This is a genomic window from Mycobacterium intracellulare ATCC 13950, assembly GCF_000277125.1.
Classification (GTDB): Bacteria; Actinomycetota; Actinomycetes; order Mycobacteriales; family Mycobacteriaceae; genus Mycobacterium; species Mycobacterium intracellulare.
On record NC_016946.1, the window covers coordinates 5,294,217 to 5,320,590 of the forward strand.

The 26,374-nt window shown below is 68.6% G+C and carries 30 protein-coding genes; 15 read left to right on the forward strand and 15 right to left on the reverse strand.

Going from position 1 to position 26,374, the window contains the following annotated elements; genetic code table 11:
- Window positions 1–18 precede the first annotated feature (18 nt).
- Window positions 19–762, forward strand: coding sequence for a cutinase family protein (locus tag OCU_RS49460; RefSeq protein ID WP_036429697.1), 744 nt, complete (start codon window positions 19–21; stop codon window positions 760–762).
- Between the two features lie 75 nt (window positions 763–837).
- Here OCU_RS49460 and OCU_RS49465 read toward each other — a convergent pair whose 3' ends face one another.
- Together OCU_RS49465 and OCU_RS49470 are read right to left on the reverse strand one after the other, a co-directional pair.
- Entirely contained in the window at window positions 838–1,602 is a 765-nt protein-coding gene (locus OCU_RS49465; RefSeq protein WP_008262286.1) for an SDR family oxidoreductase, read from the reverse strand.
- Between the two features lie 146 nt (window positions 1,603–1,748).
- Window positions 1,749–2,723 carry an oxygenase MpaB family protein gene (locus OCU_RS49470; protein ID WP_044059251.1) on the reverse strand — a complete coding sequence of 325 codons (975 nt, stop codon included), beginning with the start codon at window positions 2,721–2,723 and terminating at the stop codon, window positions 1,749–1,751.
- A 185-nt stretch (window positions 2,724–2,908) separates the two neighbouring features.
- On the opposite strand from OCU_RS49470, the gene OCU_RS49475 reads away from it, so the two are divergent.
- From OCU_RS49475 to OCU_RS49485, 3 genes are all read left to right on the forward strand, one after another.
- Window positions 2,909–3,514, forward strand: coding sequence for a TetR/AcrR family transcriptional regulator (locus OCU_RS49475; protein ID WP_008262290.1), 606 nt, complete (start codon window positions 2,909–2,911; stop codon window positions 3,512–3,514).
- 40 nt (window positions 3,515–3,554) lie between these two features.
- Window positions 3,555–4,940, forward strand: a complete 1,386-nt coding sequence (locus OCU_RS49480; RefSeq protein ID WP_009954459.1) for an adenylate/guanylate cyclase domain-containing protein — start codon at window positions 3,555–3,557, stop codon at window positions 4,938–4,940.
- Between the two features lie 97 nt (window positions 4,941–5,037).
- The gene (locus OCU_RS49485) at window positions 5,038–5,784 is read left to right on the forward strand and encodes a methyltransferase domain-containing protein (RefSeq protein WP_008262302.1); all 747 of its coding nucleotides are present in this window, start codon (window positions 5,038–5,040) and stop codon (window positions 5,782–5,784) included.
- 17 nt (window positions 5,785–5,801) lie between these two features.
- Here the strand turns inward: OCU_RS49485 and OCU_RS49490 are convergent, their stop codons facing one another.
- Window positions 5,802–6,254 (reverse strand): SRPBCC family protein, encoded by a 453-nt coding sequence (locus OCU_RS49490; protein WP_009954461.1) that lies wholly within the window; start codon window positions 6,252–6,254, stop codon window positions 5,802–5,804.
- Window positions 6,255–6,312: 58 nt separating this feature from the next.
- Complete coding sequence (locus tag OCU_RS49495; RefSeq protein WP_009954462.1) at window positions 6,313–7,008, reverse strand: SDR family oxidoreductase; 696 nt, start codon at window positions 7,006–7,008, stop codon at window positions 6,313–6,315.
- Between the two features lie 148 nt (window positions 7,009–7,156).
- Between OCU_RS49495 and OCU_RS49500 the strand changes: the two genes are divergently transcribed.
- Window positions 7,157–7,702 (forward strand): CGNR zinc finger domain-containing protein, encoded by a 546-nt coding sequence (locus tag OCU_RS49500; protein WP_009954463.1) that lies wholly within the window; start codon window positions 7,157–7,159, stop codon window positions 7,700–7,702.
- Here OCU_RS49500 and OCU_RS49505 read toward each other — a convergent pair.
- The 3 genes from OCU_RS49505 to OCU_RS49510 all read right to left on the reverse strand — a co-directional run bounded on the left by OCU_RS49505 (window position 7,682) and on the right by OCU_RS49510 (window position 9,481).
- A complete protein-coding gene (locus OCU_RS49505) occupies window positions 7,682–8,293 on the reverse strand; it encodes a class I SAM-dependent methyltransferase (RefSeq protein ID WP_009954464.1) in 612 nt (203 codons plus the stop codon). The two genes, OCU_RS49500 and OCU_RS49505, sit on opposite strands and share 21 nt — an antisense overlap.
- A gap of 25 nt (window positions 8,294–8,318) precedes the next feature.
- Window positions 8,319–8,483 carry a hypothetical protein gene (locus OCU_RS51465; RefSeq protein ID WP_009954465.1) on the reverse strand — a complete coding sequence of 55 codons (165 nt, stop codon included), beginning with the start codon at window positions 8,481–8,483 and terminating at the stop codon, window positions 8,319–8,321.
- A gap of 152 nt (window positions 8,484–8,635) precedes the next feature.
- Window positions 8,636–9,481, reverse strand: a complete 846-nt coding sequence (locus OCU_RS49510; RefSeq protein WP_009954467.1) for an SDR family oxidoreductase — start codon at window positions 9,479–9,481, stop codon at window positions 8,636–8,638.
- A gap of 93 nt (window positions 9,482–9,574) precedes the next feature.
- On the opposite strand from OCU_RS49510, the gene OCU_RS49515 reads away from it, so the two are divergent.
- Entirely contained in the window at window positions 9,575–10,189 is a 615-nt protein-coding gene (locus OCU_RS49515) for a PaaI family thioesterase (RefSeq protein ID WP_008262317.1), read from the forward strand.
- Window positions 10,190–10,206: 17 nt separating this feature from the next.
- Here OCU_RS49515 and OCU_RS49520 read toward each other — a convergent pair whose 3' ends face one another.
- Genes OCU_RS49520 through OCU_RS49530 form a run of 3 tightly spaced genes read right to left on the reverse strand, consistent with a single transcriptional unit; the run spans window position 10,207 to window position 13,296 of the window.
- Complete coding sequence (locus OCU_RS49520) at window positions 10,207–10,971, reverse strand: DUF2127 domain-containing protein (RefSeq protein ID WP_009954469.1); 765 nt, start codon at window positions 10,969–10,971, stop codon at window positions 10,207–10,209.
- 46 nt (window positions 10,972–11,017) lie between these two features.
- Complete coding sequence (locus OCU_RS49525; protein WP_014381521.1) at window positions 11,018–12,406, reverse strand: MmgE/PrpD family protein; 1,389 nt, start codon at window positions 12,404–12,406, stop codon at window positions 11,018–11,020.
- Window positions 12,407–12,447: 41 nt separating this feature from the next.
- Complete coding sequence (locus OCU_RS49530) at window positions 12,448–13,296, reverse strand: helix-turn-helix domain-containing protein (RefSeq protein ID WP_009954471.1); 849 nt, start codon at window positions 13,294–13,296, stop codon at window positions 12,448–12,450.
- 124 nt (window positions 13,297–13,420) lie between these two features.
- Here OCU_RS49530 and OCU_RS49535 point away from each other — a divergent pair, with 124 nt between their 5' ends.
- The 5 genes from OCU_RS49535 to OCU_RS49555 all read left to right on the forward strand — a co-directional run bounded on the left by OCU_RS49535 (window position 13,421) and on the right by OCU_RS49555 (window position 18,107).
- Window positions 13,421–14,464 (forward strand): zinc-binding dehydrogenase, encoded by a 1,044-nt coding sequence (locus OCU_RS49535; protein ID WP_009954473.1) that lies wholly within the window; start codon window positions 13,421–13,423, stop codon window positions 14,462–14,464.
- On the forward strand, window positions 14,461–14,874 hold the full coding sequence (locus OCU_RS49540; protein ID WP_009954474.1) for a nuclear transport factor 2 family protein: 414 nt from the start codon (window positions 14,461–14,463) through the stop codon (window positions 14,872–14,874). The genes OCU_RS49535 and OCU_RS49540 overlap by 4 nt, the downstream gene beginning before the upstream one ends.
- A complete protein-coding gene (locus tag OCU_RS49545; RefSeq protein WP_009954475.1) occupies window positions 14,875–15,693 on the forward strand; it encodes an SDR family NAD(P)-dependent oxidoreductase in 819 nt (272 codons plus the stop codon). It abuts the gene before it with no gap.
- Window positions 15,694–15,937: 244 nt separating this feature from the next.
- Complete coding sequence (locus OCU_RS49550) at window positions 15,938–17,230, forward strand: sodium/hydrogen exchanger (protein WP_009954476.1); 1,293 nt, start codon at window positions 15,938–15,940, stop codon at window positions 17,228–17,230.
- A gap of 73 nt (window positions 17,231–17,303) precedes the next feature.
- Window positions 17,304–18,107 (forward strand): SDR family oxidoreductase, encoded by an 804-nt coding sequence (locus OCU_RS49555; RefSeq protein ID WP_009954477.1) that lies wholly within the window; start codon window positions 17,304–17,306, stop codon window positions 18,105–18,107.
- Here OCU_RS49555 and OCU_RS49560 read toward each other — a convergent pair.
- The 3 genes from OCU_RS49560 to OCU_RS49570 form a co-directional block, all read right to left on the reverse strand.
- Window positions 18,099–19,685 (reverse strand): flavin-containing monooxygenase, encoded by a 1,587-nt coding sequence (locus OCU_RS49560; RefSeq protein ID WP_014381522.1) that lies wholly within the window; start codon window positions 19,683–19,685, stop codon window positions 18,099–18,101. The genes OCU_RS49555 and OCU_RS49560 overlap by 9 nt on opposite strands.
- Window positions 19,686–19,804: 119 nt before the next feature.
- Window positions 19,805–20,281 carry a YkgB family protein gene (locus OCU_RS49565; protein ID WP_009954479.1) on the reverse strand — a complete coding sequence of 159 codons (477 nt, stop codon included), beginning with the start codon at window positions 20,279–20,281 and terminating at the stop codon, window positions 19,805–19,807.
- Between the two features lie 61 nt (window positions 20,282–20,342).
- Entirely contained in the window at window positions 20,343–20,951 is a 609-nt protein-coding gene (locus OCU_RS49570) for a TetR/AcrR family transcriptional regulator (RefSeq protein WP_014381523.1), read from the reverse strand.
- A gap of 122 nt (window positions 20,952–21,073) precedes the next feature.
- Between OCU_RS49570 and OCU_RS49575 the strand changes: the two genes are divergently transcribed.
- A complete protein-coding gene (locus OCU_RS49575; protein ID WP_009954481.1) occupies window positions 21,074–21,634 on the forward strand; it encodes a pyridoxamine 5'-phosphate oxidase family protein in 561 nt (186 codons plus the stop codon).
- Here OCU_RS49575 and OCU_RS49580 read toward each other — a convergent pair whose 3' ends face one another.
- Together OCU_RS49580 and OCU_RS49585 are read right to left on the reverse strand one after the other, a co-directional pair.
- The gene (locus OCU_RS49580; protein ID WP_009954482.1) at window positions 21,635–22,105 is read right to left on the reverse strand and encodes an SRPBCC family protein; all 471 of its coding nucleotides are present in this window, start codon (window positions 22,103–22,105) and stop codon (window positions 21,635–21,637) included.
- Window positions 22,106–22,144: 39 nt separating this feature from the next.
- Entirely contained in the window at window positions 22,145–23,110 is a 966-nt protein-coding gene (locus OCU_RS49585; RefSeq protein WP_009954483.1) for a LysR family transcriptional regulator, read from the reverse strand.
- Window positions 23,111–23,249: 139 nt separating this feature from the next.
- Here OCU_RS49585 and OCU_RS49590 point away from each other — a divergent pair, with 139 nt between their 5' ends.
- Genes OCU_RS49590 through OCU_RS49600 form a run of 3 tightly spaced genes read left to right on the forward strand, consistent with a single transcriptional unit; the run spans window position 23,250 to window position 26,374 of the window.
- Window positions 23,250–24,125 carry an SDR family NAD(P)-dependent oxidoreductase gene (locus tag OCU_RS49590; protein ID WP_008262344.1) on the forward strand — a complete coding sequence of 292 codons (876 nt, stop codon included), beginning with the start codon at window positions 23,250–23,252 and terminating at the stop codon, window positions 24,123–24,125.
- 34 nt (window positions 24,126–24,159) lie between these two features.
- Entirely contained in the window at window positions 24,160–25,320 is a 1,161-nt protein-coding gene (locus tag OCU_RS49595; protein ID WP_009954484.1) for a sulfotransferase family protein, read from the forward strand.
- The gene (locus OCU_RS49600; protein ID WP_009954485.1) at window positions 25,310–26,374 is read left to right on the forward strand and encodes a hypothetical protein; all 1,065 of its coding nucleotides are present in this window, start codon (window positions 25,310–25,312) and stop codon (window positions 26,372–26,374) included. The genes OCU_RS49595 and OCU_RS49600 overlap by 11 nt, the downstream gene beginning before the upstream one ends.

Here is a 26,374-nt window from a genome sequence, read left to right on the forward strand (position 1 = left end):
AATGGGCACAATGGCGGCATGTTTGCGCGTCACATGGTTCGTTCCGTTGGTCCAGCAGTAGTTATCGCCGCATCGGGCATGGCCGCCTCGGCCGTCTCCGGTTCCCTCATCCCCACCGCCGCCGCCCAATGTCCCGACGTGCAAGTGGTCTTCGCCCGCGGCACCGGCGAAGAACCCGGCGTCGGCCCCACCGGCCAAGCCTTCGTCGACGCCCTGCACCAACGCGTCGGCGACCGCTCCTTCGACGTCTACCCCGTCAACTACCCCGCCACCGACCAATGGGACACCGGCATCGACGGCATCCGCGACGCCGGCGCCCACGTCGTCTCCATGGCCCATGACTGCCCCAACACCAAAATGGTCCTCGGCGGCTACTCCCAAGGCGCCGCCGTCATGGGCTTTGTCACCTCCGCCGCCGTCCCCGAAGGCATCGACCCCGCCACCGTCCCCAAACCCCTGTCCCCCGACGTCGCCAACCACGTCTCCTCAGTCGTGCTCTTCGGCATGCCCAACGTGCGCGCCATGAACTTCCTCGGCGAACCCCCCGTCGTCATCGGACCCGCCTACCAAGACAAAACCCTCAAAGTCTGCGCCACCGAAGACCCCGTCTGCTCCGACGGCATGAACTTCGCCGCCCACAACACCTACGCCGACGACGGCTCCATCATCGACAAAGGCGTCGCCTTCGCCTCCAGCCACCTCGGCATGGGTAGCCCCGGCGCGATGTCGGTCGCGTCGCCGCACGGCGGTTTTGGAGAGTGAGCGGCTAACCCGCTGGCGGGGTTTTATCGCCCTGTGTCACACGGGATCTCGGCCCGCGCCCCGCGGGCGGCGGCGCTAGCTGCCGAACATGGCGGTGATCGTCTCGTTGAACCGCGGATAGATGTCGTCGTAGGTGCCGTCACGCTCGGCGTAGCGGAACATCTTGACGCGCTCCACCACGATCTCGTTGGCCTGTGGCTGCGTCTGCAGCAGCGTCATCGTCTCGGTGATGTACTCGTCGAGCGGCATCGCCCGGGGATCGAATCCCCGCTCGCCCTGCAGGGCGGTGCGCACGTGCGGGGGGATGATCTCGATCACCTGGACCGAGGTGTCGCGCAGCTGGAAGCGCAGCGATTCGGTGTAGGAGTGCAGCGCGGCCTTGGAGGCGCAGTAGGTGGGGGTGAGCGCGCTGGGCATGAACGCCAGGCCCGACGTGACGTTGAGGATGGTGGCGTGCGACTTGCGCAGCAGCGCCGGTAGCAACGACGCGGTCAGCCGCATGGGGCCCAGCAGATTGATGGCGACGGACTGCTCGGCCAGGCCGACATTGCCGCTGGTGAGGTCCTCGACCCGCTGGATGCCGGCGTTGTTGATCAGCACATTGAGGTCCGGGTAGTGGTCGGTCACCTCGGTGGCGAACCGCCGGATGTCGGCGGCGTCGCCCTGATCGAGCGACAGGGTTTGGATGCCCGGGTTGGCCTCTGCGACGGCCCGTAGCTGGTCGCTGCGTCGGGCGGCGATGATCACCTGGTTGCCCAGCCGGTGAAAAGATTCGGCCAGACCGCGGCCGATTCCGCTACCACCGCCGGTGACCAGAACCGTATTGCCCGTCATTTGCATCGCGGTTCTCCTTCGGATTCGCTCGACCGGCATACCCGACCGACGCAGCGGAATGCCCCGTTGTGAAGCCGGCTAACCACGATGCCCTATCCACCCGCGCGATGTCACGGTCGGCACCCTGGGAGGGCGGGCCGCCGGAGGCGGGATTATGCCGCGGCGGCCCGGTTGTGCAACTTCCGCGGGTCGACGCCGGCGCGGGCCCACGCCCGGGCCGCCCAAGGGGTGTAGAGCGCCTTGACGGGGAGCCGGTTGATCAGCGGGTTGAGCGCCCGGATGACCGCGGCGAAGCGCTGGAATCGCTTCTCCTTCTTGGCATCCCAGTGCAGCTGGCACACCTCGCGCATCTGCGGCGGCAGCGTTCCGACGACGACCAGCCGGGTATAGGCGTTCAGCGGAGCCGACACCACGTTCCAGATCGGCTTGGGCATCCAGCGCGGGCCCGGGATGCCCTTGCGGATGTAGCCGGTGCCGTACAGCACGGTCTTGTGCGGGACGAACCGGTCCAGCATCTCGTCCCAGTAGGCCACGAAGTCGTCGTAGGTCTGCGGCTGGCCGCGGTCGCTGACGCCGTAGAGGCTGTACCAGATCTTGCCCTCGTTGAAGATCTGCTCCTTCTCGGCGCGCGACAGCCGCCGGATGAAGGTGTCGGTGTTGTAGATGACCTGGTCGACGAAGCTGGCGTGGGCCCAGTAGAACAGCTCCGGGTTCAACGCGTGATACCGCGAGCCGTCGCTGATCGTGCCCTTGATGGTCTTGTGGAAGTCCCGCACCTTTCGCCCCCACTCGCGGGGATCCTCGGAGTAGACCGTGTTCATCAGCGGAGGCGCGGTCCGCTTGGCCCGGCCCAGCGTGTCGCTGAAGATCACGGAGTGGTCCAGCACGCCCTGCGCGAGCTGCTCGATGCAGTTCTCGACCCCGGCGGTGCGCTGGAATCCGAACAGCTGGGTTCGGTTGTCTCCGTAGAACTTCCAGATCAACGAATCGGGTCCCAGGCGCGGTGACGTGTCGTCGGTGGCCGACCAGTCGGGGCCGTCGGTGGGCATGGGCACGGCCTCGCGCACGCCGCTGTCGAAACGCGATCCCGCGCTCGGGGCGGCGAGTTCGTCGTTCTGGGCGGTCATGCCCACCTCCTCATGCACGCGCTGAGCCGGCCACGCGTTGTGAACCAGTGACACAAAGTCGTATCTTTGTTTCAGAGCCTAGCAGCCGTCCCGCGGCCCCGCACATCGCCGCTGGGCCGCGCCGCTTCCTCGCGCCGAAAAGCGCCGGTGAACCGTGCCGGGGAGTTGATACGATGCCGCCAATCATGCAGTCCGAACCGGGCTCGGCCTCTCACTCCGCTTCCGCCGAGGCGCTGACCGATCTCGATCGCACCATCCTGGACACCGCGCGCGGCGTGTTCGAGACCTACGGCGTGCGTCGGGCCAACATCGACGACGTCGCCACCCGGGCCGGTGTCAGCCGCAGCACCATCTATCGCCGCTTTCCGACCAAGGAGAAGCTGTTCGGGCAGGTGGTGCGGCGCGAGGCCGAGCTGTTCTTCAGCACGCTCGATCAGGCCACGGCGGGGTGTGATCCGCGGGAGGCCGTGGTCGAGGCGTTCGCGCTCGGGGTGCGCCTGGTGCAGGACTCGCCGCTGTATTCGCGGATCGCCGAAAGCGAGCCGGAGCTGTTCGGGATGTTCTCCCGGTCGCACGTGTTCCCGATCCGCCAGTTCGCCGACGGGATCGCCCATACCCTGCGGCGGTGCGGCGCCGAGATGTCCGGGACCGACCTGGACAACGTCGCCGACATCCTGCTGCGCGTCGCGCTCGGCATAATCGTCTTTCCCACCGATCGGCTCGACACCTCGGACCCGGCGGCGGTGCGCGAGTACGCCGCCCGCTATCTGGTTCCGATCATCGGCCCCTGAAGGCCGTTGCGGTGTCGGTGCCCTGAACTACGCTCGACCCGTGGCTGGGAGTTCTGCGGCTCCACGGACCCGGTATGCCAGTTGCGGCGAGATCGACATCGCCTATCAGGTCTTCGGCGATGGCCCGATCGACCTGCTCGTGCTGCCGGGCCCGTTCATCCCCATCGACTGCGTCGACAGCGAGCCGTCGATGTACCGCTTTCATCGGCGCCTGGCGTCCTTCTGCCGGGTGATCCGCTTCGACCAACGCGGGATCGGGCTGTCCTCCCGGGTCCCGTCGCTGGACATGATCGGCGCGGAATCCTGGGCCAACGACGCGATCGCGGTCATGAACGCGGTCGGATGCGAGCGCGCGACGATCTTGGCTCCGAGCTTCACGTCGCTGGCCGGGGTGGTTCTCGCCGCCGATTTCCCCGAGCGGGTGAACAGCCTGGTGATCGTGAACGGCCAGGCGCGCACGCTGCGCGCCCCCGACTACCCGTTCGGCTCCGATCTCGCCGAGGCCGACCCCTACACCACCGTCGCCATCGAGCCGGACGCCGTCGAGCGGGGCTTCGACATCCTCGGCATCATCGCCCCCAGCGTCGCGCACGACGACGCGTTCCGGTCGTGGTGGGACATGGCCGGCAACCGGGCGGCGTCGCCCAGCATGGCGCGCGCGTTCATCGGCAAGATCCGCGAGGGCGACGTGCGCGACCGGCTGGACCGGGTCGGCGTGCCGACGCTGATCCTGCACCGGGACAACCCGCGGTTCAGCCCCGTCGGGCACGCGCGCTACCTCGCCGAGCGCATCCCCGGGTCGCGCCTGGTCGAGCTCCCCGGCGAAGACGTCCTGTACTGGGTGGGCGACACCGGGCCGATGCTGGACGAGATCGAGGAGTTCATCACCGGGATCCGCGGCGCCTCTGACGCCGAGCGGCTGCTCACGACCATCGTGTTCACCGACATCGTCGGGTCGACCGAGCGCGCCGCCGAGCTCGGCGATTACCGCTGGCGCGACCTGCTGGACAACCACGACAGGATCGTGCGGCACGAACTGCAGCGCTTCGGCGGCCGCGAGGTCAACACCGCCGGGGACGGATTCGTCGCGACGTTCAGCAGCCCGAGCGCCGCGCTCGCCTGCGCCGACGCTCTCGTGGACGCGGTGCAAGTGCTGGGCATCGAGGTGCGGGTCGGCATCCACGCCGGCGAAGTCGAGGTGCGCGGCGCCGGCAAGGACGATATCGCCGGCATGGCCGTGCACATCGGCGCGCGGGTGGCGGCCCTCGCCGGGCCGAGCGAGGTCTTGGTGTCCTCGACGCTGCGCGACATCGTCACCGGATCGCGGCACCGCTTCGGCGACCGGGGCGAGTCCGCCCTCAAGGGCGTGCCGGGCTACTGGCGCCTCTACGCCCTCGTCCGCGAGCACGCCGCCGTCCGCCGGTAACCCCGCGCGCGGCGTAGGCTGCCCAACGGGGGAATCTTCGCCAGCCCACTGTGCGATTTGGCGTCCAGCTCGGGGCTGCCGCCCGAAGGAGTTACGCATGACCGACGTGGACATCACGCTGCCTCCCGCGCTGCGGCGGGCGCTGGACCTGCTCATCGATCCGCCGGCCGATCCCGACGTCAGTCACGGCTATCTCGACCTGCTCGGCTCCGGTTCGGCCGGCGACGACGGCGTGGGGAAGAACACCGGCCCGATCCAGGCCGCGTGGGCGTCACGAGTCGGGTCGATGCTCTACGACAACGCCCAGGCCTTCGCTCGCCAGTGGATCAGCGCCTGGCAGCTGCCGCTCGAGTGGTTGCAAATCCCGCCCGGCGGTATCGCGCTGGACGTCGGCTCGGGACCGGGCAACGTCACCGCGTCGCTGGCGCGGGCCGCCGGACCCGACGGGCTGGCCCTCGGCGTCGACATCTCCGAGCCGATGCTCGCCCGCGCCGTCCGCAATGAGGCGGGGCCCCAGGTCGGCTTCATCAAGGCCGATGCGCAGCGACTTCCGCTGCGCGACAACACCTTCGACGCGGCGGTGTCGACCGCCGTGCTGCAACTGGTTCCGGACCCGAAGGCCGCGCTCGCCGAGATCGCGCGGGTGCTGCGGCCCGGGGGCAGGGTGGCGATCATGGTCCCGACGGCCGGGCGGCTGGCCCGCTATTGGCAGCTGCTGCCCAACGTCGGGGCGCACGCGTTCGACGACGACGAGATCGGCGACACCTTGGAAGACAACGGATTTAGCAGCGTTCGGGTCAAGAACGTCGGCACCTTCCAGTGGGTGCGCGCCAAGCTGGGCTGACTTTTCGGGGCGGCTTGTTATTCGGCGCTCTGCGCCAGCGCGGCGAGCCGATCCATCGACTCGCGCAGCATGTCCGTCGTCGTCGCGCGGGCGCGCTCGAGGCGGGTGGCGTCGGTCAGCTCCGTCCAGTCGTACGTGTGGGTCACCGTGGTCAGCTCGGCGTTGACCGGGCTGAGCTCCCAGCGCCACAGGTGACCGGGCGGCTGCTTGCCGGGTTCGGCTGGGCGCCAAGCGATTTTGCTGCCCTCGACGAACTCGGTGACATGGTTCTCCCGCACCGCGCCGTTGGTCAGCGTGGTCTTGAACACGTCACCCACTGCGCGCACGCGCTGACCGGGCGCCGATGACGCCAGATTGCCGTTGCCGTCCCAGCTCGGCTGGCGCGACGGGTCGGCGATCAGTTCGAAGATCCGCGCGACGTTGGCCGACATGACCCGGGTGGCGGTCACGATGCGTTCGGTATCGGACATACCGCTATCCAAACACGGAGCGCCGCCCGCCGCGCCGGGCCACGTCGAGCCGGGCGGTTCACGGCATCCGGGGCAGCGCCTCGACCGGTCCGGCCAGCGCCGCCTTCACGTAGCGGGTGTCGTCGTCGGCCAGCACCTCCTTGTCGTCCGCCTCGATGCCGTCGACGATCGCGCGTGCCACCTGGCGCGGGTCGTTCTTGGGCGCGTCGAAGCCGGAGGTCATGTCGGTGTCGGTGAAGCTGAGATGCGCGGCAATGACCAGGGTGCCCTGCTTCTCCAGTTCGGCACGCAGGGAATTCGTCATCGACCACAGGGCGGCCTTGGAGTCGCCGTACCCACCGGATCCGGGCATCCAGGACAGGATCGAGGCGATGTCGACGAGGGCACCACCGCCGTTGTCGGCCAGGACGGGTGCGAATGCCTTGGCGACGCGCAGCGCGCCGAAGTAGTTCGTCTCGAAGACCGCTCGCACCTGTTCGATGTCGCTGTCGAGCAGGGTCCGGGCGCCGAGAACGCCGGCATTGTTGATGACGATGTCCGCGTCGGCCGCCGTCGTCGCCAGCGCGGCCACCGAGTCCGGCCGGGTGACGTCCAATTCGACGGCGATCACGCGGGGGTCCTCACTGGGCTTCGGCACCCGCGCCGTCGCGTAGATCTTCGCCGCGCCCCTGTCCAACAACTCGGCCACGATGGCCTTGCCGAGACCGCGCTGCCCGCCGGTGACCACCACGGCCGCTCCGTTGACGTTGACCATGATCCTGCTCCTTTGACTGAGGCAAAATTGCTTTGCTTACGTCAAGCTAGTTGTCGCTAGCGACGCAGTCAAGTAGTATTTGCCTATGTCTTCATCGTGGATTGCGTCACAGCGATACGGCTGCGCCGCGGCGCCTGGAGGCCTGGGCTTGGTCCAGGACTTCCTCAACACGAGGGGCGTCGACGGGTACGGACCGGACCTGCTGGCCGACCCGGGCCAGGCGCGCGAGTGGGCGGACGCCGCGGTGCGGGCCTGGTCGTCCGCGCGCGGCGTGGACGTGTCGCCACCGGAGCTGGGTGAGGCGGATTTAGGCAGGCTTCGCGCGGTGCGGTCCACCATCGAGCGGATGGTGGACGGCGAACCGCCGAGGTCTCGGGGCGCCCACGGTGTCGTCGCGTCCTTCGGGCTGTCCGATGCCGGTGAGGTGCGGCTTGATCCCAGCGGCAGCGGGTGGCGCTGGTTGGCCTCGGCGTTGTGGGGCGAAATCCTGCTGAGCCAGCACGCCGACACCTGGCGGCGGATCAAGCGCTGCCACAACCACCGGTGCGGGTCGACGTTCTACGACCGCTCGAAGAACAACAGCGGGGTCTGGCACGACGTCAAGACGTGCGGCAACGCCGTCAACCTGCGGGCGTCCCGGGCGCGCCGGCGCGAACGCGAAAAGGCAACGCGCTCAGCGGTTTCGCCACAGTAGGCGGTAACGGTAATAGAGGCCCCGCCGGATGGCGGCCCCGGGTAAGACGTCGGCGGCGACACGCCGGATCTCGTCGAGGCCCTCCCGGGGATCGGCAACGGGCACCCCGATGTCGCGGGTCTCCCGATGCAGTAACCCGCCGACGCGCGCCCCCGGCACGCACAGGCCGGCCCACACCCAGTCGGCGATGCTCTTGTTGGCGGACAGCCCGACGACGGCCAGTTGCCCGGCGGGCCGCAGCATTTGACGCGCTTTGTGCAGGGCATCGCGCAGCGGCAGGTGATGCAGACTGGCCACAAAGGTGATCAGGTCGTAGCGCCGCTCGGCCTCATCGAGGTCCTCGAACCGCCCATGTTCCACCGACGCGTTGCCGATGGACTGCAATCGCTGCGCCGCGCGCCACACCGAGACCGGGTCGGCATCGAGGCCGACAACGCTGCGGGACACCGGGGCCAACCGCTGGGCCAGCAGCCCTTCGCCGCACCCGACGTCCAGGACATCGCCGTGCCGCCGCGCGGCGAGGCCGACCAGCCACGGGTGATAGGCGGAATTGTGGTTCCAGTAGTCGTCGTGCTTCGCGTATTCAGGCACCGTTGACCAGTCTGACCGACGGGCGTCAGCAGCGTTCGACGCCCCTGGGCATGATGCGCGGGGCGGTGGCCCCCGGGCGCCGCTTGCTGCCGAGGACCGCGTACAGCGCGTCGCAGGCGCGCGCCTTCAGGGGCGCGACCACGTCGAGGTTGGCGGAGCCCTGGCTGACCCAGGGCGGAAGAGTGGTCACAGTTGATCCTTTGTTTTTCGGCCGTGCGCCGATTCATTCAATTGCACCACAGCCGTTTTGCGGGGACGCCGCGCCGAGGTAAACGTCACGAAAAGCCAGGCTGTGGGATAGCGCACATTCCCGGTGTATCGAAAGGCGCGCAACAGCAGGATTTATGGAAAGGCCCTGAACCGGCGCAGGTACCCGAACAATCGGCCTACCGGCACGGCCTTCGGCCAGTCGTCGGACCGGAAATAGGCATCGGTGCCGCCGTCGACGAATATGACTGTGCCGCACAGGAAGTCGGCTGCGTCCGACAACATGAAGCACATCCACTCGGCCATCTGCCCCGGGTCGCCGAAACCACCGACCGGGACCGGAAACGATTCGACGGCCTTGGCCTGCCGTGGGTCCGACAACTGTTCGGCCAGAAGCGGAGTCATGATCGCACCCGGCGCCAGGGCGTTGAGGCGCACGCCGGACCCGGCCCACTCGGGCAGCACCGCATGCCGCCGCATCCAACGGCTGACAGCGATTTTCGAGGCCGCGTACATCATGGTCGGCGCGGCCGGTCCGAACAGCCGCACCGAGCGCAACGCCTTGTCGGCGTCGTGTGCGAGCAGGGACCTCACGGCCCGGCGGGGCACCGCGGGCACGGTCGTCGTCGAATTACTCGCGACGACAACGGCTTTGGCGCGCCCGGAGGCCGCCAGCGCCGCCCGCCAGGCGGTCAGTAAGTCGACGACCCCGAAATAGTTGACCTGGGCGATCTGGCGAAGGCGATCCGGCCCGGGACTGGGCCCGAGTCCGGCCGCAAGCACGGCGCCGTCGAGCCTGCCGCCCGATGCCGCCAGGACGCGCTCGACGGCCTCGCTACGCCCGTGTGGCGTCGACAGATCGGCGACGACGTCGGCGTCCTTGATGTCGACTCCGATGACGGTGTGCCCGCCGTCCCGGAGGCGCTGGGCGGTCTCGCGCCCCATCCCGGACGCCGATCCGGTGATCGCGTAGGTCCCCATCGAGGTCCTCCTTCCCCAGGCAGTATGCCCGGCCCGCCGGACGCTTCCGAGGGGCGCCGCCCGCTGGGTGGACACCTGAGTTAAGTTGCGAAGATGCATGACCAAACGCCCTGCATCGACTTCGGCGAGCTCGAGTCGGTCTACGCGCCGCTGGCCGAATCGCTTCGCCGGCTCATCGATATCAGCATCCGCACCGAGGCCGGCGCCGCGGCGGTGGCGGCGGCCACGTCCAAGATCGACAGTGCGGCAGCTGAATTGAGCGGGGCGTTGAAGCCCGGGCCGTTCGGCGTGCACCGCAATCCCGATGGCCAGACCATCGCGTGGGGCAACGCGGTGGTGGGCCTGCGCAACCCGATCGCACCGCCGCTGGTCATCCATCACGAACCCGACGGACTGGTGTGGTCGGAGTTCGTGCTGGGCGCCGCCTACGAGGGCCCGCCGGACACCGTGCACGGCGGCGTGTGCGCGCTGGTGCTCGATCATGTGCTGGGCGCGACCGCGCACCAGCCCGACAAGCCCGCGTTCACCGGCACGCTCACGCTGCGGTACCGGCGCCCCACGGCGCTGGGACGGCCACTACGGGCCCAGGCTCATGTCGAGCGTGTGGAGGGCGTCAAGACGTTCGCCGTCGGTCACCTGGCCGACGAGCACGGCGTCACGGTGGAGGCCGAGGGTATTTTCATTCATCCCAGACCGGCGGCGGAATAGCGGACCGCGCCGCAGATTCAGGTCCTGGCCGCGGCCCGCTCGACGTCGAGCAGCTGCTCGCCGCGCCGTTCCTCGTCGTAGGCCTTGCGCCCGCCGCGCAGGCCGAACAGACGTTTGGAGATCAGCAGATAGATCACCGCGGCGACGTTGATGGTGAACGTCACCACCCGCGTCATCGTGATGCCCTTGGCCAGGTCGTGGATCTCCAGCGGTAGGAAGACCGAGGTGGCGATCACCGCGAAGTATTCGCCCCAGCGTTTCAGCAGCCACAGGCCGACGCCCTCGACGACCTCCAGCAGTGCATAGGCCGCCAGCATCAGGGTCAGCAACGCCAGGGTGGACGGCTTGGCGGCCAACGCCTTTTCCAGTTCGTGCACGATGGTCATCTGATCGACCTTGAAACCGGCGGCGCGGAAGATCGGCAGGTCCCGGTCGAGGGTGGCCTGAATGGCGCCCCGCGCTCCGCGAAACTTCCACACCGCATAGGCCGCCAGGACGATCACCACCGCGCGGAACAGGCGTTCCACCGCCAGGGCGCGAATGATGATGGCCTGGCGTAAGGCCTTGCCGCGCATGATCATCGGCGCGTCCTCGGCGTGACCGCGTCCGTGCGGCGGGCCGACGGTGAATTCACCGCACCGCAGACAGCGCCATACCTCACCCAGACCGGTGGTGCCGCTCAGCCGCTGCGCGAGCGCGTGATCGTCGGGCGCATAGGTGACGTGTCCCGCGAGCGCGCAGGTAACCAGCTCCCACCGATTGAGGCCACGTTCTTTGGGCATGGCCGATCATCGACCGCGCGTGCCCGGACGCGCAAGGGGGCGCGCGTCAGAAGCGCGGCCCGGTGCGCGGACGCCGGGCGGTGGGGCTCACGGCGCCGAGCAGTCCGGTGAGCGTGGCGACGGGAATCTCGTCGAGCCGTGCGACCGCCGCGATGATCTCGTCACCCAGCGCCCGCTCGCAAAAGGGCCCGGCGAGCCACCAGAACTTGTCCACGACACGATCCCAGGACATCGGACGGGTGGGTGATCCCTCGTAATCGTCCTGCTCGCGGCTGAATTCGCGTCCGTCGTGCGTCCTGAGGTGCACCCGCGCCTCCGTGCGCTGCGGATAGCCCGCGGTCAGATCGTCGGCCGCCGTGACGTCCACCCGCGACAAGAGGTCCTGAACGTCGGCGCGCAGAACCCGTTCGGTCTCAAGCTGTTCGGGACCGACTCCCCCGTCGATCAGGGCGACCGCGCTCAGGTATTTGAGATTGTAGTCGGCCTGCTCCTTGGTGCGCGGGTGCTCCTTGTTGCCGTACGCACCGCCGCCGGCGATGTCGAATGCGCCCTGAAAGACCTCGAGGCCGACCCGCGCGACGTCCTCGCCGCGCAGACTGTTCTCGGCACCCAGCGCCAGGACCGCGTCGATCACCACCTGGCCGTGGATGAGCGAACAGTACTGCTTCAGATAGGTCTGCTCGACGCAGGACAGTGCCCGGTCGGCGGTGTGGAAATCGATTCGCTGACCGAATAATTGGACCAGTCCGTGAGGGCCGTCGAACAGCGACTTGGGACCGGTGACTCCGCGCGCCGCCAGCATCGTCGTGTAGACGGCGCGCATGCCGGTGCTGGCCGGGGAGACGCCCTTCCAGTGGGAAACCGGTTCGGCATGCACGCCCGCCAGCGACACATTGTCGGCGGCGGCGGCCGCGATGGCGTTGGCGGTCTGTTCGGCACTGAGCCCGAGCAGTTTCGCGGTGCCCGCGGCCACCGACATCGCCAGTTGCAGCGCATGGTTGAGTCCGCGTGCCATCACGGGAACCTGTGCGCTGAAACGACATTGGACCTCGTAGGCGACCGCCAGTGCCAGCAGGAAGTCGGCGCCGCCGGCGCCGGTGTGCTCGGCCACCGCCAGCACGGCACCGAAGTTGTCGGCGGGATGGCACAGGCCTCCCACGGTCAGGTAGGTGTCGAGCAGATCGGGGTAGCGCACCAGCACCGCATTGAAGAACGCGGCCTGGTCCACCGATGCCCGGCCTCCGCCGACCAGTGTTGCCGTCGGGTCTCCGCTGAATTGGGCGGTGTGTTCACGGACCGTCGCGATGAGCTCCCCGTTCAACGAACCGACGGCGCACGCGACGCTGTCGAGCACGTTGCGCGTCAACAGCGCACGGGGCCGCCCGGTCAGGTCAGACGCCTGCGCGCCGACGACGAATTGGGCCAGCTCGTCCACAAGGTAGTTCTCTGCCATGACTTTTCGCCTCCGGGGCGAGGCTACCCGGCTGATGCTGGTAATCCGCTCAGTGCCGTCGTCTCGTCCGTCAGATGCGCCCCGATGTCCCGGATCTGCCGCGCGCTCAGCGGGCACAACGGGTGCACGGCCACCATCAGGGAAACGCGGCCCCGGTCGTCGAAGACCGGTGCGGCGATCGTCACCACGGGTTGCTTCCGACGCCCGGGGTTGTCGTCGGAAAGGAACCCGATGGTGGTGAATTCGACAAGCAGTTGGTCCATGATGTGCCGCACGGGTGTCGGCATCTCATTGCTGTCCAAGGTGCCGACCACCTGGACGGCCTGGGCCAGTGCGGGTGTCGTCCAGTCGATGTCGAATCCCCGTTCCCGCGTCCGTGCGAGGACCTGTTGCAGGCGCTGCGTGCGATCGGCATTGCTGCCCGCGCCGCGGCGGATCCAGGCGCGTTGTTCCTCGTCGGTGTCCCAGGCCGCCATCGCCACCCCGAAGGGTGGTGCGTAGGGGATGCGGTCGCCCGGTATGCCCGACGGCTGGGTGGCGGGTTCGCCCTCAAATGCGGTGACCACCAGGGAGTCTCCGAACTTCTCGACCACCGAACAGGCGTAGCCGACTTCACCGGACAGGCGCAGCGCGGCCGAGCGCGCCGCGTGGGCCAGCGGGCGGGCGGTGTCCGTGCGGGCGGCCACCACGGCGAGCGCCGGCCCCAGCGCGAATGTCTTCGCGATCGGATCGCGACTGGCCCAGCCGCGGTCGCACAAGGTCTTGAGGATGGCGTGCGCCGTCGCCTGCGTGAGATCGAGCTCGCGCACCACGTCGGAGAACCGCAGCCGCGCGCTTCCGGACCGCGCAAGGAGCTCGACGACATCGAGCACCCGCGCGGTCGGCGCTGACGTCGATCCGCGAATCGCTTGACTCCTCCGCTACGCGATTTTTACAGTTGTACGAACATTCGAGATCTTATGTCGATTATTCGAGAAAGCTACCGTATTGCGCGCAGTGGTGTTGCGAGACGGTCGGCTGCAGGTCCGCGAGACCGCGGACCCCATCCCCGGCCGGGGCGAGTTGTTGCTGCGCACGTTGAGCACCGCGATCTGCGCTTCCGACGTGCATTTCATGGACCACCCGGAACTCGCCATCGACGACCCGACCGGCCGCTCGCTGTATGACACCGAGCGCGACATCGTGCTCGGTCACGAATTCGTGGGTGAGGTCATCGGGCACGGTCCCGGTTGCACCGACCAGTTCGCCGCCGGCACGCGCGTGACCGCCATGCCGGTGCGGCTGGTCGACGGCGGCGCGGGCGGAATGCGCATCATCGGTCAGCATCCCGAGGCGCAGGGCAGTTTCGGTGAGCTGTTGGTGGTTTCGGAGGTCGCGGCCAAGCGCGTCCCGGGTGACGTGCCCAGCGACGCCGTCGCCTTGACCGACGCGTTCGCGGTCGGCGAGTTCTACGTGCGGTCGGCGCGGTTGGGACAGGGTGAGGTCGCGATCGTCATCGGCGCGGGGGCGATCGGGCTTTCGGCCGTCGCCGCGCTGGCCGCCCGCGGCGTCGAGCCCATCATCGTGGCGGACTACAAATCCGACCGGCGCGAGCTGGCCCGCGACCGCTTCGGTGCCCATGTCGTGGTCGACCCGTCCGAGAAGTCCCCGTTCGGGGCCTTCAACGAGGTCCGTGCGCGGCGCGGATTGCCCGGGCCGGCCGTCGTATTCGAATGCGTCGGCGCCCCGGGGTTGATCCAGAAGCTGGTCGAATCCGCCGAGATGGGCACCCGAATCTATTGTGCGGGTGGCTGGTACACCGGCGACACCCTCGACATCACCACCGCCACCCGCCAGGGCGTGACCATTCAGTTCGGCGGCGGCCCGCACCCGCAGGACTGGTACGGCACACTCGACGCGATCGCCTCGGGGCGGCTGAACCCGCTACCGAGCGTCGGCAAGATCATCGGCCTCGACGAGGTACCCGACGCCCTCGAGCTGGCCCGCAGGTCCGACGGTCCGCCGCGGATCATCGTCCGCCCGAATGGAGATCGCCCGTGAGCGAAAGAGAAGACCGGCAAGACATTTCGGACCTGCTGGTGCGTTACGCCACCGGCATCGACAGGCGCGACTGGCCGCTGTTTCGCAGCGTGTTCACCGACGACTGCGAGCTCGACTACGGCGAGATCGGCCGCTGGAGCGGTGTGGACGAAGTCACCGACTTCATGGACAAGACGCACGCGATGGCGGGCCACACCCTGCATCGGCTATCCAACCAGGTCATCGCCGTCGAAGGCGACAATGCCACTGCCCGAACCTATGTCGACGCGGTGATCATGTTCGGTGACAACCAGGCCGGCGTCAACGCGTGGGGCTTCTACGACGACGAGATCGTGCGGACCGGCGAGGGATGGCGCATCGCGCGGCGCCGCTTCACTCAGGTGCGCGTCGCTACGTTCGGGGCCCCGTAGATGACGTTCGCGACGAAGTACGGGCCGTGGGCGTTGGTGGCCGGCGCGTCCGACGGTGTGGGGGCGGCGTTCGCCGAAGGACTGGCCGAACGCGGTGTCAACGTGGTGCTGCTCGCCCGGCGGCAAAGCGTTCTCGACCGCGTCGCGGCCGAGATCGAGAACAAGACGTCGGCGCAAACCCGCACTGTCGCTATAGATCTCGCGCAGCCCGGCGCCGCGGCGGCGATCGCCGCCGCCACCGGCGACCTGGAGATCGGGATGCTGGTCTACTGCGCCGGCGCCGACCCGAACTTCACACCGTTCCTTGCCAATTCGATCGAGGCCGCCGAGGCGATGGTGCAGCGCAACTGCATGGTGCCCATGCAGCTGTGCCACCACTTCGCGCCCGCGATGGTCCGGCGAGGCAGCGGCGGCATCGTCCTCTTCGGCTCCGGTGCCGGGTTGGCCGGCGGGCCCAACATGGTCGCCTACGGCGCCTCCAAGGCTTTCGACATGGTGTTCGCCGAGGCGCTCTGGTCCGAACTGCAACCCAAGGGCGTCGACGTCCTGGGCCTCATCCTCGGCAAGACCGATACGCCGGCCCTGCGCGCGCTCGAATACAGCCGCGGTCAGATCGGCTCGCCCGACGAGGCGCCGGCCGACGCGGCCGCCGTCTCCGAGGTCATCGCCGAGGCCTTCGAGAACCTGGGCAACGGCCCGACGCTGATGGTGGGCGACACCATGCGCGCCGCCGCGCAGCTGCTGGCGTCGCTGAGCCGCAATCAGGCCGTCGAGCTTTTCGCCCAGGCCGCCGCCGCGGCCATGGGGCCGGACCACTAGTGGGAACCCGAACCGTTCGCTGCGCGTCGAACCAGTCGTGGCGAGGTTTGCCAAAGTTCGAAATCAGGGCTGCCTAACTTTCGCTTCCGTAGGCCCCTGTACAGCAAATATGTGCTTGGGCACGTCACCGACTTTGCCCACCCACCGCGTTGCTGACGGTGTGGGCGACGGGTAGCTTGGGTAATCAGTTCGTCACGGCAACCGAGCCGAAGTACCACCACCCGATCGCCGCCTCCCGCGAAGGATGACGATGCTCGCCATAGACAGGCCCGCTGCCGACGTCGCGATGACGGCCCAATGGCGGCGCCGCACCCTGACGCGTTCCGGGCTGATCACCGGGGCATTCGTCGCGCCGGCCGTGGCCATCCGGATTGCCGGGCTGCACGTGGGCGCCGTGCCCGCGCTGCTGATCTTCGGCGCAGCGGTGGTGGCGGCCAGCTTCTTGCTGGCGTGGGCCGCCGAGGCCGCCCAGGTCGATGTGTCCGGGGGCCTGGCGACGGCGCTGCTCGCCTTGATCGCGGTCCTGCCCGAATACGCGGTCGACCTGTACTACGCGTACGTCTCCGGCCACAACGCCGAATACACGCAGTACGCGGCCGCCAACATGACCGGGTCCAACCGGCTGCTGATGGGGCTGGGTTGGCCGGTCGTGGTGCTGGTCAGCATCGTGGTGGCGCGCAGGTCCGGATCCGGGAAACCCACCGGGCTGACGCTGGAGCCAGCAAACCGCGTCGAACTGGGATTCCTGTTGATCGCCGGCGTCATCGCGTTCGCGGTGCCGGTGGCCGGCGAGATTCATTTCGGGCTGGGGCTGGCGTTGCTGGCCTGGTTCGGGTTCTACCTGTACAAGCTGAGCCACGGCGAGGTCGAGGAGCCCGACCTGATCGGTACCGCCGCCGCGCTGGGCGAACTGCCCGACGTCCGTCGTCGCGTCGCCGTGGTCGGCCTCTTCGCCGCCTCGGGCGCGGTGATTCTGCTGTGCGCCAAGCCGTTTGCCGACAACCTGGTGGCCGCGGGTACCGAACTGGGCGTCAACCGCTTCCTGCTGGTTCAGTGGCTGGCCCCGCTGGCGTCGGAGGCCCCGGAGTTCATCATCGCGACCATCTTCGCCACCCGCGGCAAGGGCACGGCGGCCATCGCCACGCTGATCTCTTCCAAGGTCAACCAGTGGACCCTGCTGATCGGCTCGCTGCCCATCTCCCACCTGCTCGGTGGCGGCGGGTTCGCCCTGCACCTCGACTCCCGCCAGGTGGAGGAGATGCTGCTCACGGCGACCCAGACGATGATGGGCGTGGCGCTGATCCTGGCGCTGCGCTTCCACCGGGGCGCGGCGCTGGCGCTCTTGGGAATGTTCGTCGTGCAGTTCCCGATCGCCTCGACGCACGGCCGCCTGCTGCTCTGCGGCGTCTACGCGGCGGTGGCCGTCGTCGCGCTGATCCGCTACCGGCGCCACCTGCCCGCCACGGTCCGGGCGCCGTTCTTCGGGACGGCCGTCCGCCACACCGGCCACCCGTTACATCCAGTGCCAGACCCGTAACGTCCCGCGATCGCGCGCCGTATACCGTCCAGGTATGAATCGAGTGTCCGTAATCACAGGCGGCGCGGGTGGCATGGGCCTGGCCACCGCGAAGATCGTCGGGCGCGACCACACGGTGGTGCTCTGCGACGTCCGGCAGGACCGGCTGACGACCGCCGCCGCCACGCTGCAAGAGCTCGGGATCAACCCCACCGTCGTGAACTGCGACGTCACCGACCGGCGAGCCGTCGCGGACCTGCTCGGCACCGCCACGAACCTCGGATCGGTCGTCTCGGTCATCCATACCGCGGGCGTGAGCCCGAGCATGGGACCCGCCGATTACGTCATGCGGACCAATGCGGTCGGCACCGTCAACGTCGACGAGGAGTTCTACGCGGTCGCCGGCGAGGGCGCGGTGATCGTCAATGTGGCCTCGATGGCGGCGCACATGCTGCCCGCGGAGATCATTCCGACAGGCCAATTCCCGCTCGCGCTCGACGACGCCGACGCCTTCATGGGCGCCATGATGACCGCGTGCGACATCGCCCCCGAGGAGGCGCGGTCCGGTCTCGCGTACGCCCTGAGCAAGAGCTTCGTGAAGTGGTACAGCCAGTCACAGGCGGAGCGCTTCAACGCGCGCGGACTGCGCATCGTCTCGGTGTCCCCCGGTTCGATCGACACCGAGATGGGCAGGCTGGAGGAGCAGGCGGGGGCGGGCGCGATGGTGGCCGACGCCGCGGTCCCGCGGTGGGGCAAGCCGGAGGAAATGGCGGAGCTGCTCGCCTTCTGCGCCAGCGAGAAGGCCGGCTACCTCACCGGCACCGACATCCTCAACGACGGCGGGGTGATCGCCTCGATGACCGAGCGGGCGAGGGCGGCCGCCGCCAGCTCAGCCTGAAGGTGCTGGCGCACACCGTGTTTCACCATCGACCGGGCGCGCGTCATCCCGCGGTGGCGCGCCGCAGCGGTGGATCCAATCTCGGCGTCGCAGCCGCCAGGTCCGGCGGGCGTAGTCCAGCTCGGTATAGGGCCATTGGGTGACGATGCGGCCGGTGGGCGAACGGAAATAGCTGTCGCACTGCGTCCAGATGGTCCGCGCCAGGTCGGCGGAAAGCTGGTCGTTGTATCGCCTTTCGGCCTCGGGACGCACGTCGAGGTAGCCGCCACGGCGCGCCAGGCGGCTCACCGCGCTGGCGACCAGCCGCGCCGCGGACTCGAGGATGTAGACGATCGAGTTGCCGCCCTGGTTGGTGTTGGGGCCGTACAGCATGAAGAAGTTCGGGAATCCGCTGACCGCTACACCCAGGTAGGCGCACGGATCGTCACCCCAGTGCTCGTGTAATCGGCGGCCACCCGTTCCGGTGACGTCGATGCCGGACAGGTAGCGGGACGTCTCGAAGCCGGTGGCGAGCACGATCGCGTCGCTGGCGATTTCGCGGCCCGACGCGGTGATCACCGACGTCTCGCCGACCCGCGCGATGGGCTCGGTGACCAATTCGACGTTGTCCCGCTGCAGGGCCCGGTAATAGTCGTCGCCCAGCAACACTCGCTTGCACCGGAACGGATAGTCCGGGGTCAGCGCTCGGCGCAACGGCTCGTCGTCGACGGTGCGGTCCAGGAACGACGTCGCGATCTGCGTGCGCGCGGCCACCACGGGATCGTCGGCGAACGTCGCGGTGTTGTCGTGCTGGAATTTCCAGATCTTCCACCGGGTGCGGCGCAGCGCGACCGGGCTGCGCCTGAACCGCGCCAATTCGCTTGCGCTGTACGGGCGGTCGTCCTTGGGCACCATCCACGGCGGGGTCCGCTGGAAGACCGTGACGTGTCCGGCGGTCTTCGCCAGCTCCGGCACCAACTGCACCCCGCTGGCGCCGGTCCCGATCACCGCCACGTCGCGCCCCGCCAGGTCGAGCTGGTGATCCCACTGCGCGGTATGCAGCACCGGTCCGGCGAACCCCGTCAGCCCGTCGATGTCGGGCAGCTTGGCCGAACCGAACAGCCCGACCGTGCACACGACGACGTCGGCGACCAACGTGGCGGACTCGCCGTTGCGGTCCACTCGGCACTCCCACGTCCCGGCGCCCGGGTTCCAGTGCAGGGACCGCACGGTCGTGTCGAGCATGAGGTGGCGTCGCAGATCGAAATCGTCGGCGACCGATTCGAGGTAGGCCAGGATCTCGGGCTGCCGGGCGTACGTGCGGGTCCAGGATGCGTTGGGCGCAAAGGAAAATGAGTACAGATGGCTCTGGATGTCGCAGGCGGCGCCGGGATAGGTGTTGCGGCGCCAGGTGCCGCCGACGCCGTCGGCGCCCTCGATGATCACCAGGTCGTCGATGCCGGCGCGGCGCAGCGCGACGGCGGCACCGAGACCGCCGAAGCCCGCGCCGATGATCGCCACCCGCGGCGATCGCCCGCGCCGCGTCGTCGCGCGCAGCCGCCCAACGGCATAGAGCCAGCGGGCTTTTCGGCTGGTCACGGGCCGCCCTGCGCGCGGCGTTCTTCGGCGTGCCCGCGTCGTCGCGCGTCGACGCCTATCTCCTGGCCAACGGTCTCGGTCACGGCCTCGGCTTCCTCTCCGTGGCCACGACTATATAGTCACTCGCTGCGGGCGGGATACGGCCGTGCGGTGACGCCGCCCGCGGACAGCGAGTCGCCCAGCGTCCACACGGCGACCCCGAGCAATACCAGGTCCTTGAGCAGAAACTGGCCGGGCAGCGCCGAGAGCACCGGCACGCCGTGGGCATGGGTTGCGATGACGCCGGGGGTGGTGACCAGGAAACTCACCGTGCCCAGGAACAGCACCACCGCCAGCGCGCTGCCCGCCGCCGAGACCCGCGGCCACCATGGCCGCAGCGCGATGAGCAGGGCCGCAACGATTTCCATCGTTCCGAGCGCCCGTGCGACGAAGGTGACGCTGAAGACGTCGTAGAGCCAGCTCATCAGGGGGCTGTGCTCGATGAGCACGCGCGATTCCATCTTCACGTACTTGCCCACTCCGATCCACACCAGCACCACCACCAGGCCATAGCGGCCCACGAGTTGACCCCAGCGGCTCAGCGTGTTTGCGATCATCGAGCGGTGTCCTTTCGGGCGCGGTCATCCACCCAAGCCACGGTTGGCGCCGCGAAAACGTTCACTCGCGCAGTCGTTCGAGCCCGGAGACGATGAGCCGCAACCCAAAAGCGAACTCGTCGGCCAGCGGAACGGGAAGCTCGTCGGTGACGGTGACGGTCGCGGGATAGCGCGACGGATCGAGCCGGTGAAACGCCGCCGACAGTTCCGCTTCACCGCCCCCATCCGTCGCTCCGGGCAGTTGTAGCGCGAAACCCAAGACGTAACGGGCCAGCGTGGCGTAGGCGTGGGCCGCGACCGCGGGCGCAAAGCCGTTGTCCAGCAGGATCACCAGGCAGCGCTCGCGATTGGCCAACGCGCTCGGCCCCGTCGGCGTGTATTCGATCAACAGCGGCGCGACATTGCCATGCCGGCGCAGCGCGTCAAACATGTGTTGCGCGAACGTGATACACGCCTGCTGCCACGGTAGGTCCGCCAGCGCCCGCGCATCGAGGTCGACTTCGCCCAGTATGTGGTCGATCACCTGCGACACCAGTTCGGATCGATTGGAGAAGTGGCGGTACAGCGTGGCGGTGCCCGATCCCAGGCGCTGGGCAAGCGACCGCATCGACAACGCGTCCGCCCCCTCCGCGTCGAGGAGTTCGACGGCCGCGCCCAGGATGCGGTCCATCGGCAGGGCCGGGCGGCCGCGGGACCGCCGCGGCCCCCGGTTGACATCGTCACGCATTACGGAGACACTGTATCCGTAATTATCGCGCGGATCAACCCCGTTGACAGCAAGGAAAATTCGTCATGCTCCTCCCCCTGGCGGCAGAGCCCTTCACCGCTCCGGCCGACCGCGACATGCTTCCCTCCGAACGACGGGAATTCGTGCGCACGCATCGCACGTGCGTGTTCGGCTACCGTCGCCGCCACGACGGCCCCGCCATGTCGGTCGTGTACTACATCCCCACCGACACCGACGACTTGCTCGTCTCCACGATGGCCGGCAGGGGCAAAGCCCGGATCGTTCAGCGCGACGGCAAGGTGAGCCTGTGCGTCCTTGACGAGCGATGGCCCTTCGCCTACCTGCAGGTCTACGCCGACGCCGCCGTCGAGGACGACCGGGATCTGGCGATCGACGTGATGACGGCGGTTGCCGGCCGAATGTCCGGCCAGCCACTCGGTGACGACGCGCGCCCGCACATCGAGGCGATGTGCGAACGCGAGAACCGCGTCGTCATTCGGTGCCGGCCCTACTCCACCTACGCGACGCCTCCACGCCATCTGCACCGCAACGACCAGGCCTCGGAACTGAGCCACTGGGTGTCCGGCGTGATGCCCTGGGACGCAGCCGATCCGGTGGCGAACTGATCACCCAGCGTAGCGATCCCGCAGTTTGGTCAGCGTCGCCTCGATGCCCGAGGCGTTCGCCTTGGCGAAGCCCATCCGCTCGTAGTACTTCAGTTTGTTCTTCAGCGCACCGGCGTCGCGGTAGTCGAACGTCTCGGTGACCTGCGTCAGGTTCGGTGACAGCGCCTCGAATTCCCACCGCCAGCGATGACCCAGCGGGTGGCGCCATTCGACCACTTCGTTCGGCGTCAGCGCGGTGATCGTGCTGGTGATGCGGTAGGGCACGCCGAACATCTTCATGCTCGTCGAAAACTTCGAGCCCTCAAGGAGTTGCGGCGGCATGGTGATGTTGTCGCGCACCGTGCCCGACCCGTCGAGTTCGTGGTGACGCCGCGGATCGGCGACGATGGCGTACAGCTCGGCCGCCGGCGCGGCCACTTCGACTCTGCGGCTCACCTGGCGGGGCCCCCGGTCGACAACGGTGACGGTCATTGCGAATCTCCTTTCCGCTAACCGGCAGCGTAATCCCGTTCAGTTCCGCGGCTCGGGGATGTTGGGGTCCCATACCGGTGACGGCTCGAAACGCGCCGGCCAGAAGCCGGATTTGGTCAACCGCGCCACCTCTTCGCGCAACACGATGCCGATCTTCGCCGCGAATTCGCGGGGCAGTTCCAGCGCCGCGGTGGCGGCCACGCCGAGTTGTTGGTCGATCGGGGGTTCGTGGATCGACGTCCACCGCAGCCGCCCCGCCTCCACATCGGCGCCGCACGCCGCCATCGGCAGCACCGCATAGCTGAGCCCCGCGGCGACCAGATGCTTGGCCACCTCCACCGAATCGGTCGAAAAGCGGGCCGTGATCGCAACTTTGAGCCGCAGCGCGGTGTTCTCCAGGGTGTTTCGAATGCCGGTCAGCCCGCTGGGCATGACCAGCGGGAGCTTGGCGAGATCGGTGAAGCGGATCGGGCTGGCGGGCGAGAGCTCCGACGCGGGCCCCCCGACCAGCACGAGGTCCTCGGTCACCAGGTGCCGGTGGAAGAGCCGGTCATCGGAGACCGGGTTGATCACCGCGAGGTCGATCGCGCCCTTGAGGAGGCGCTCCACCAGGTCGTCGGTCTCGGCCACGGCGACGTGGAAATGGACATTCGGGAACGCGGCGCCCACGCTTGCCGCCAGCGGCGCGGCCAGGACGCCGGCGGCGGTCGGCACGATCCCGAACAGCAGCCCGCGCTCGATGCGCGCCAACGGCGATCCCGCATACCGGACCGCGAGCTCGAGCTGACGCAGCGGCGCGGCGGTCGAGGAGCGCAGCCGTTCGCCCTCCTCGGTGAGGTGCACGCCCCGGCGGGTCCGCTCGAACAGCGTGATGCCGAGGTCCTCCTCCAGCAGCCGGATCTGGCGACTCAGCGCCGGCTGGGCGATGCCCAACACCGCGGCCGCGCGGGTGATCGAGCCTTCCTCCGCGATCCGCAGGAAGTACTTGAGCCGGTGGGTGTCCATCGCCTCCACATCTACCAGCCATATAAATGCGGCATGACTGGTTTCCCGAATTGGTATTACCTGCTGGCCGTGAGGCCGTCATATCGTCAGCGAGGTGGGGCGGCGATGCCGTCCCGGTCTGGCTGAGGAGGGGTCGACGATGACGGTTCAGGACGACCAGGACTGGGTGCAGCTGCTCGGGTTGGACCGCCTACCGGAGCACATCGTCGGCAAGCGCGTGACCGAGCTGATGGACCTGTCCGGCAAGAAGGCCTTCGTCACCGGAGCCGGCGGCGACGGCCTGGGGCAGGCGATCGCCAACCGGCTGGCCGGCTGCGGCGCCGAGGTCGCGCTCATCGGCCGCACCTTCGAGAAGGTCGAACGCCGGGCCGAGGAAGTCGAGCGGCGCTGGGGCGTGCGGGCCATCCCGGTCAAGGCCGACATGTCCGACTGGGACCAGGTGCACGGCGCGGTGCGGCAGGCTCACCACGAGCTCGGCGGCCTCGACATCATGGTGAACAACCCGGTGATGGTGGCCGCGGGTCCGTTCGAGAAGCAGACGAAAGAGGACATCGACTACACGGTGCTGGGCAGCCTGACGATGATGATGTACGGGGCGCACGCCGCGCTGGCGTACATGCTCGACCAGGGTTCGGGGAAGATCATCAACATCGGGTCGGTCGGCGGCCGCATTCAGCAGCGCGGCCTGGTCGTCTACAACGCGTGCAAGGCCGGCGTCATCGGGTTCACGCGCAACCTCGCCCACGAGGTCGCGCTGCGCGGTGTCAACGTGTTGGGCGTGGCGCCGGGCATCATGATCAAACCGGAGATGCGGCAGTACCTGCTCGATCCTCAGGACGACAAGCAGCGCGCCGGCCGCGGCGCCATCCAGGAAGCGATCACCCACCAGGTCCAGCTGGGTCGCGCGTCGTTGCCCGAGGAGGCCGCCAACATGGTCGCATTCCTGGCCTCCGAGGCCGCCGACTACCTGTGCGGTCAGACCATCGACGTCGCCGGCGGGCAGTGGATGGGTTGAGCGCCGCCGCAAGGACTTTGATCGAGGAGACGCCGTGCTGACATCCGGTGAGCTGATGGAGGAGGCCGCGGCGCAGACCGGGCTCACCGACTTCGGCGACGACTCCTTCACCGAGGGCCTGAACGTCCTGTTGTCGGCGTTGCGCGACGAGGCCCACCTGAACGAGCGCGGGGAAGCCTTTCTGCGCCAACGCATCGCGGGCTATCTCTCGCAACGGCTGCAGGTCGAGGACTGGTTTCGGCGGCACCCGGAGATCGGCGACGTGCCCATCCGCGAACCGCTGGTCGGCCTGGGATTGCCCCGGACCGGATCCACCGCCCTGTCCATGCTGCTGGCCCAGGATCCCGAGGTGCGCTACCTGCGCCGGTGGGAGTCGACGCAACCGTGCCCCCCGCCCTCGACGGTGCACGGCGTCGATCCCCGCGTCCCGGCCGACCGGGGCGAGATGGTCGGCACCCGCCGCCACGTTCCCGGCGACACCCACGGGCCCATGGAGTGCCACGAGCTGATGGCGCTCGACTTCAAGTCGCACATCTTTCAGTCGTTCGCCGAAATCCCCTCGTACTCAACGTGGCTCGTGCACCACGCCGACCTCACCCCGACGTTTCGCTATCAGCGGCGGGTGATGCAGCTGCTGCAGTGGGGCGAGCCTGAGCGGCCGTGGCGGCTGAAGTGCCCGTCCCATGTGTTGTGGCTCGACGCGCTGGACGCGGTGTTCCCGGACGCCCGATTCGTGATGACCCATCGCGATCCCACCGACGTCCTGTTGTCGGTGGCCGACCTGTACGCCGACATCATCGGGTCGTTCAACACCCGGATCGACCGCCGCTACATCGGCCGGCTCAACGTCGAGCATTGGTCGCTGGGCATGGAGCGGGCGCTGCGGTTCCGCGCGGCCGGTGCCGACGATCGGTTCTACGACATCGACTTTCGGGCCATGCAGGCCGACCCGGTCGGCGAGGTCGCCGGGCTGTACGCCTGGCTCGGGGCCCCGGTGTCCGACGAGTTCGAAGCGCGGATGCACAGTTGGTGGGAGCACGCCGCCGCGCAGCGCGAGCCGAGCTCGCACGCCGACCCGGTGGAGTTCGGCATCGATCTCGACGAGGTTCGGCCCCGGTTCGCGCGCTATGTGGACAGCGCGCGGCGGTGGACGCGGCATCCAAAGGTAAGGAGCGAGGAAAGCAATGGCGGTTGATCTCACCGGCGGCATCGACCCGTCGCGCGAGTACGTGCTGGCGCAGCGCCCCGAGGATCCGGAGATGCGGGACTCGGTCAGTTTCTGGGTGGTCGACGACCGCGGCGAGATCGGCCTGCCCCGCGTGGGAATCGAGGCGGTGGGCGCCAATTGGGACTCCCACGACATTCAGGTCAATGCCGCGTTTCCCGACGGGCGCGTCTACCGGCTGCGCACCAACGGGCCGTCGCTGCCGGCTCGCGGCGCCGACGGGCGGCCCACCGTGCTCGGCGCCGGCGGCCTGGCATTCCAGTGCCTCGAACCCTTCGACACCTGGACGATGTCCTACGACGGGCCGGCCGTGCAGACCTCGTCGGTCGACCTGGTGGCGGGCAGGAAGGACGGCCCGACGACCAACATCGGCTTCCACGTCGAGACGAGGATGGCCGTGCCCCCGTGGGTCCAGGGCGCGCTACAGGCCGACGCGGGCACGCAGCTCCAAACGACGTCTGTCGGGGCCATCATGGGCGGGCCCCGCTACGAGCAATTGTTCACCGCCACAGGGGAATTCCGATTTGGGGATGAACGCCACACCTTCACCGGGAGCGGCCTGCGGATCCGTCGCACCGGGGTGCGCAAGCTCGCCGGCTTCTGGGGACACTGCTGGCAGTCGGCCGTGTTCGGCAGCGGCCGCGCCTTCGGCTACATCGCCTATCCGCCGCGCCCCGACGGCCAGCCCACCTTCAACGAGGGATTCGTCTTCACCGGCGACGGCGGCCTGGTCCCGGCGCGGGCGGTGCGGGCGCCGTGGCTGACACGCCTGCGGCCACTCGGCGAGGATGCCTCGCTGGTGCTGGAGACCGCCGACGGGCTAGTCGAAATCGCCGGCGAGACAGTGTTTTCCACGCACGACGTGCACCACGACGACGACATGTACTCCATGCACGCCCTCAAAGAGGAGATGGCCGAGTTCCCCGCCGTCCAGCAGGCCGGCGTGCGCTACCGATGGGACGGCGAAGAAGCGTACGGCATGCTGGAACGCTCCAACCCGCTCGACAAGCTCGCGCGCGACTGA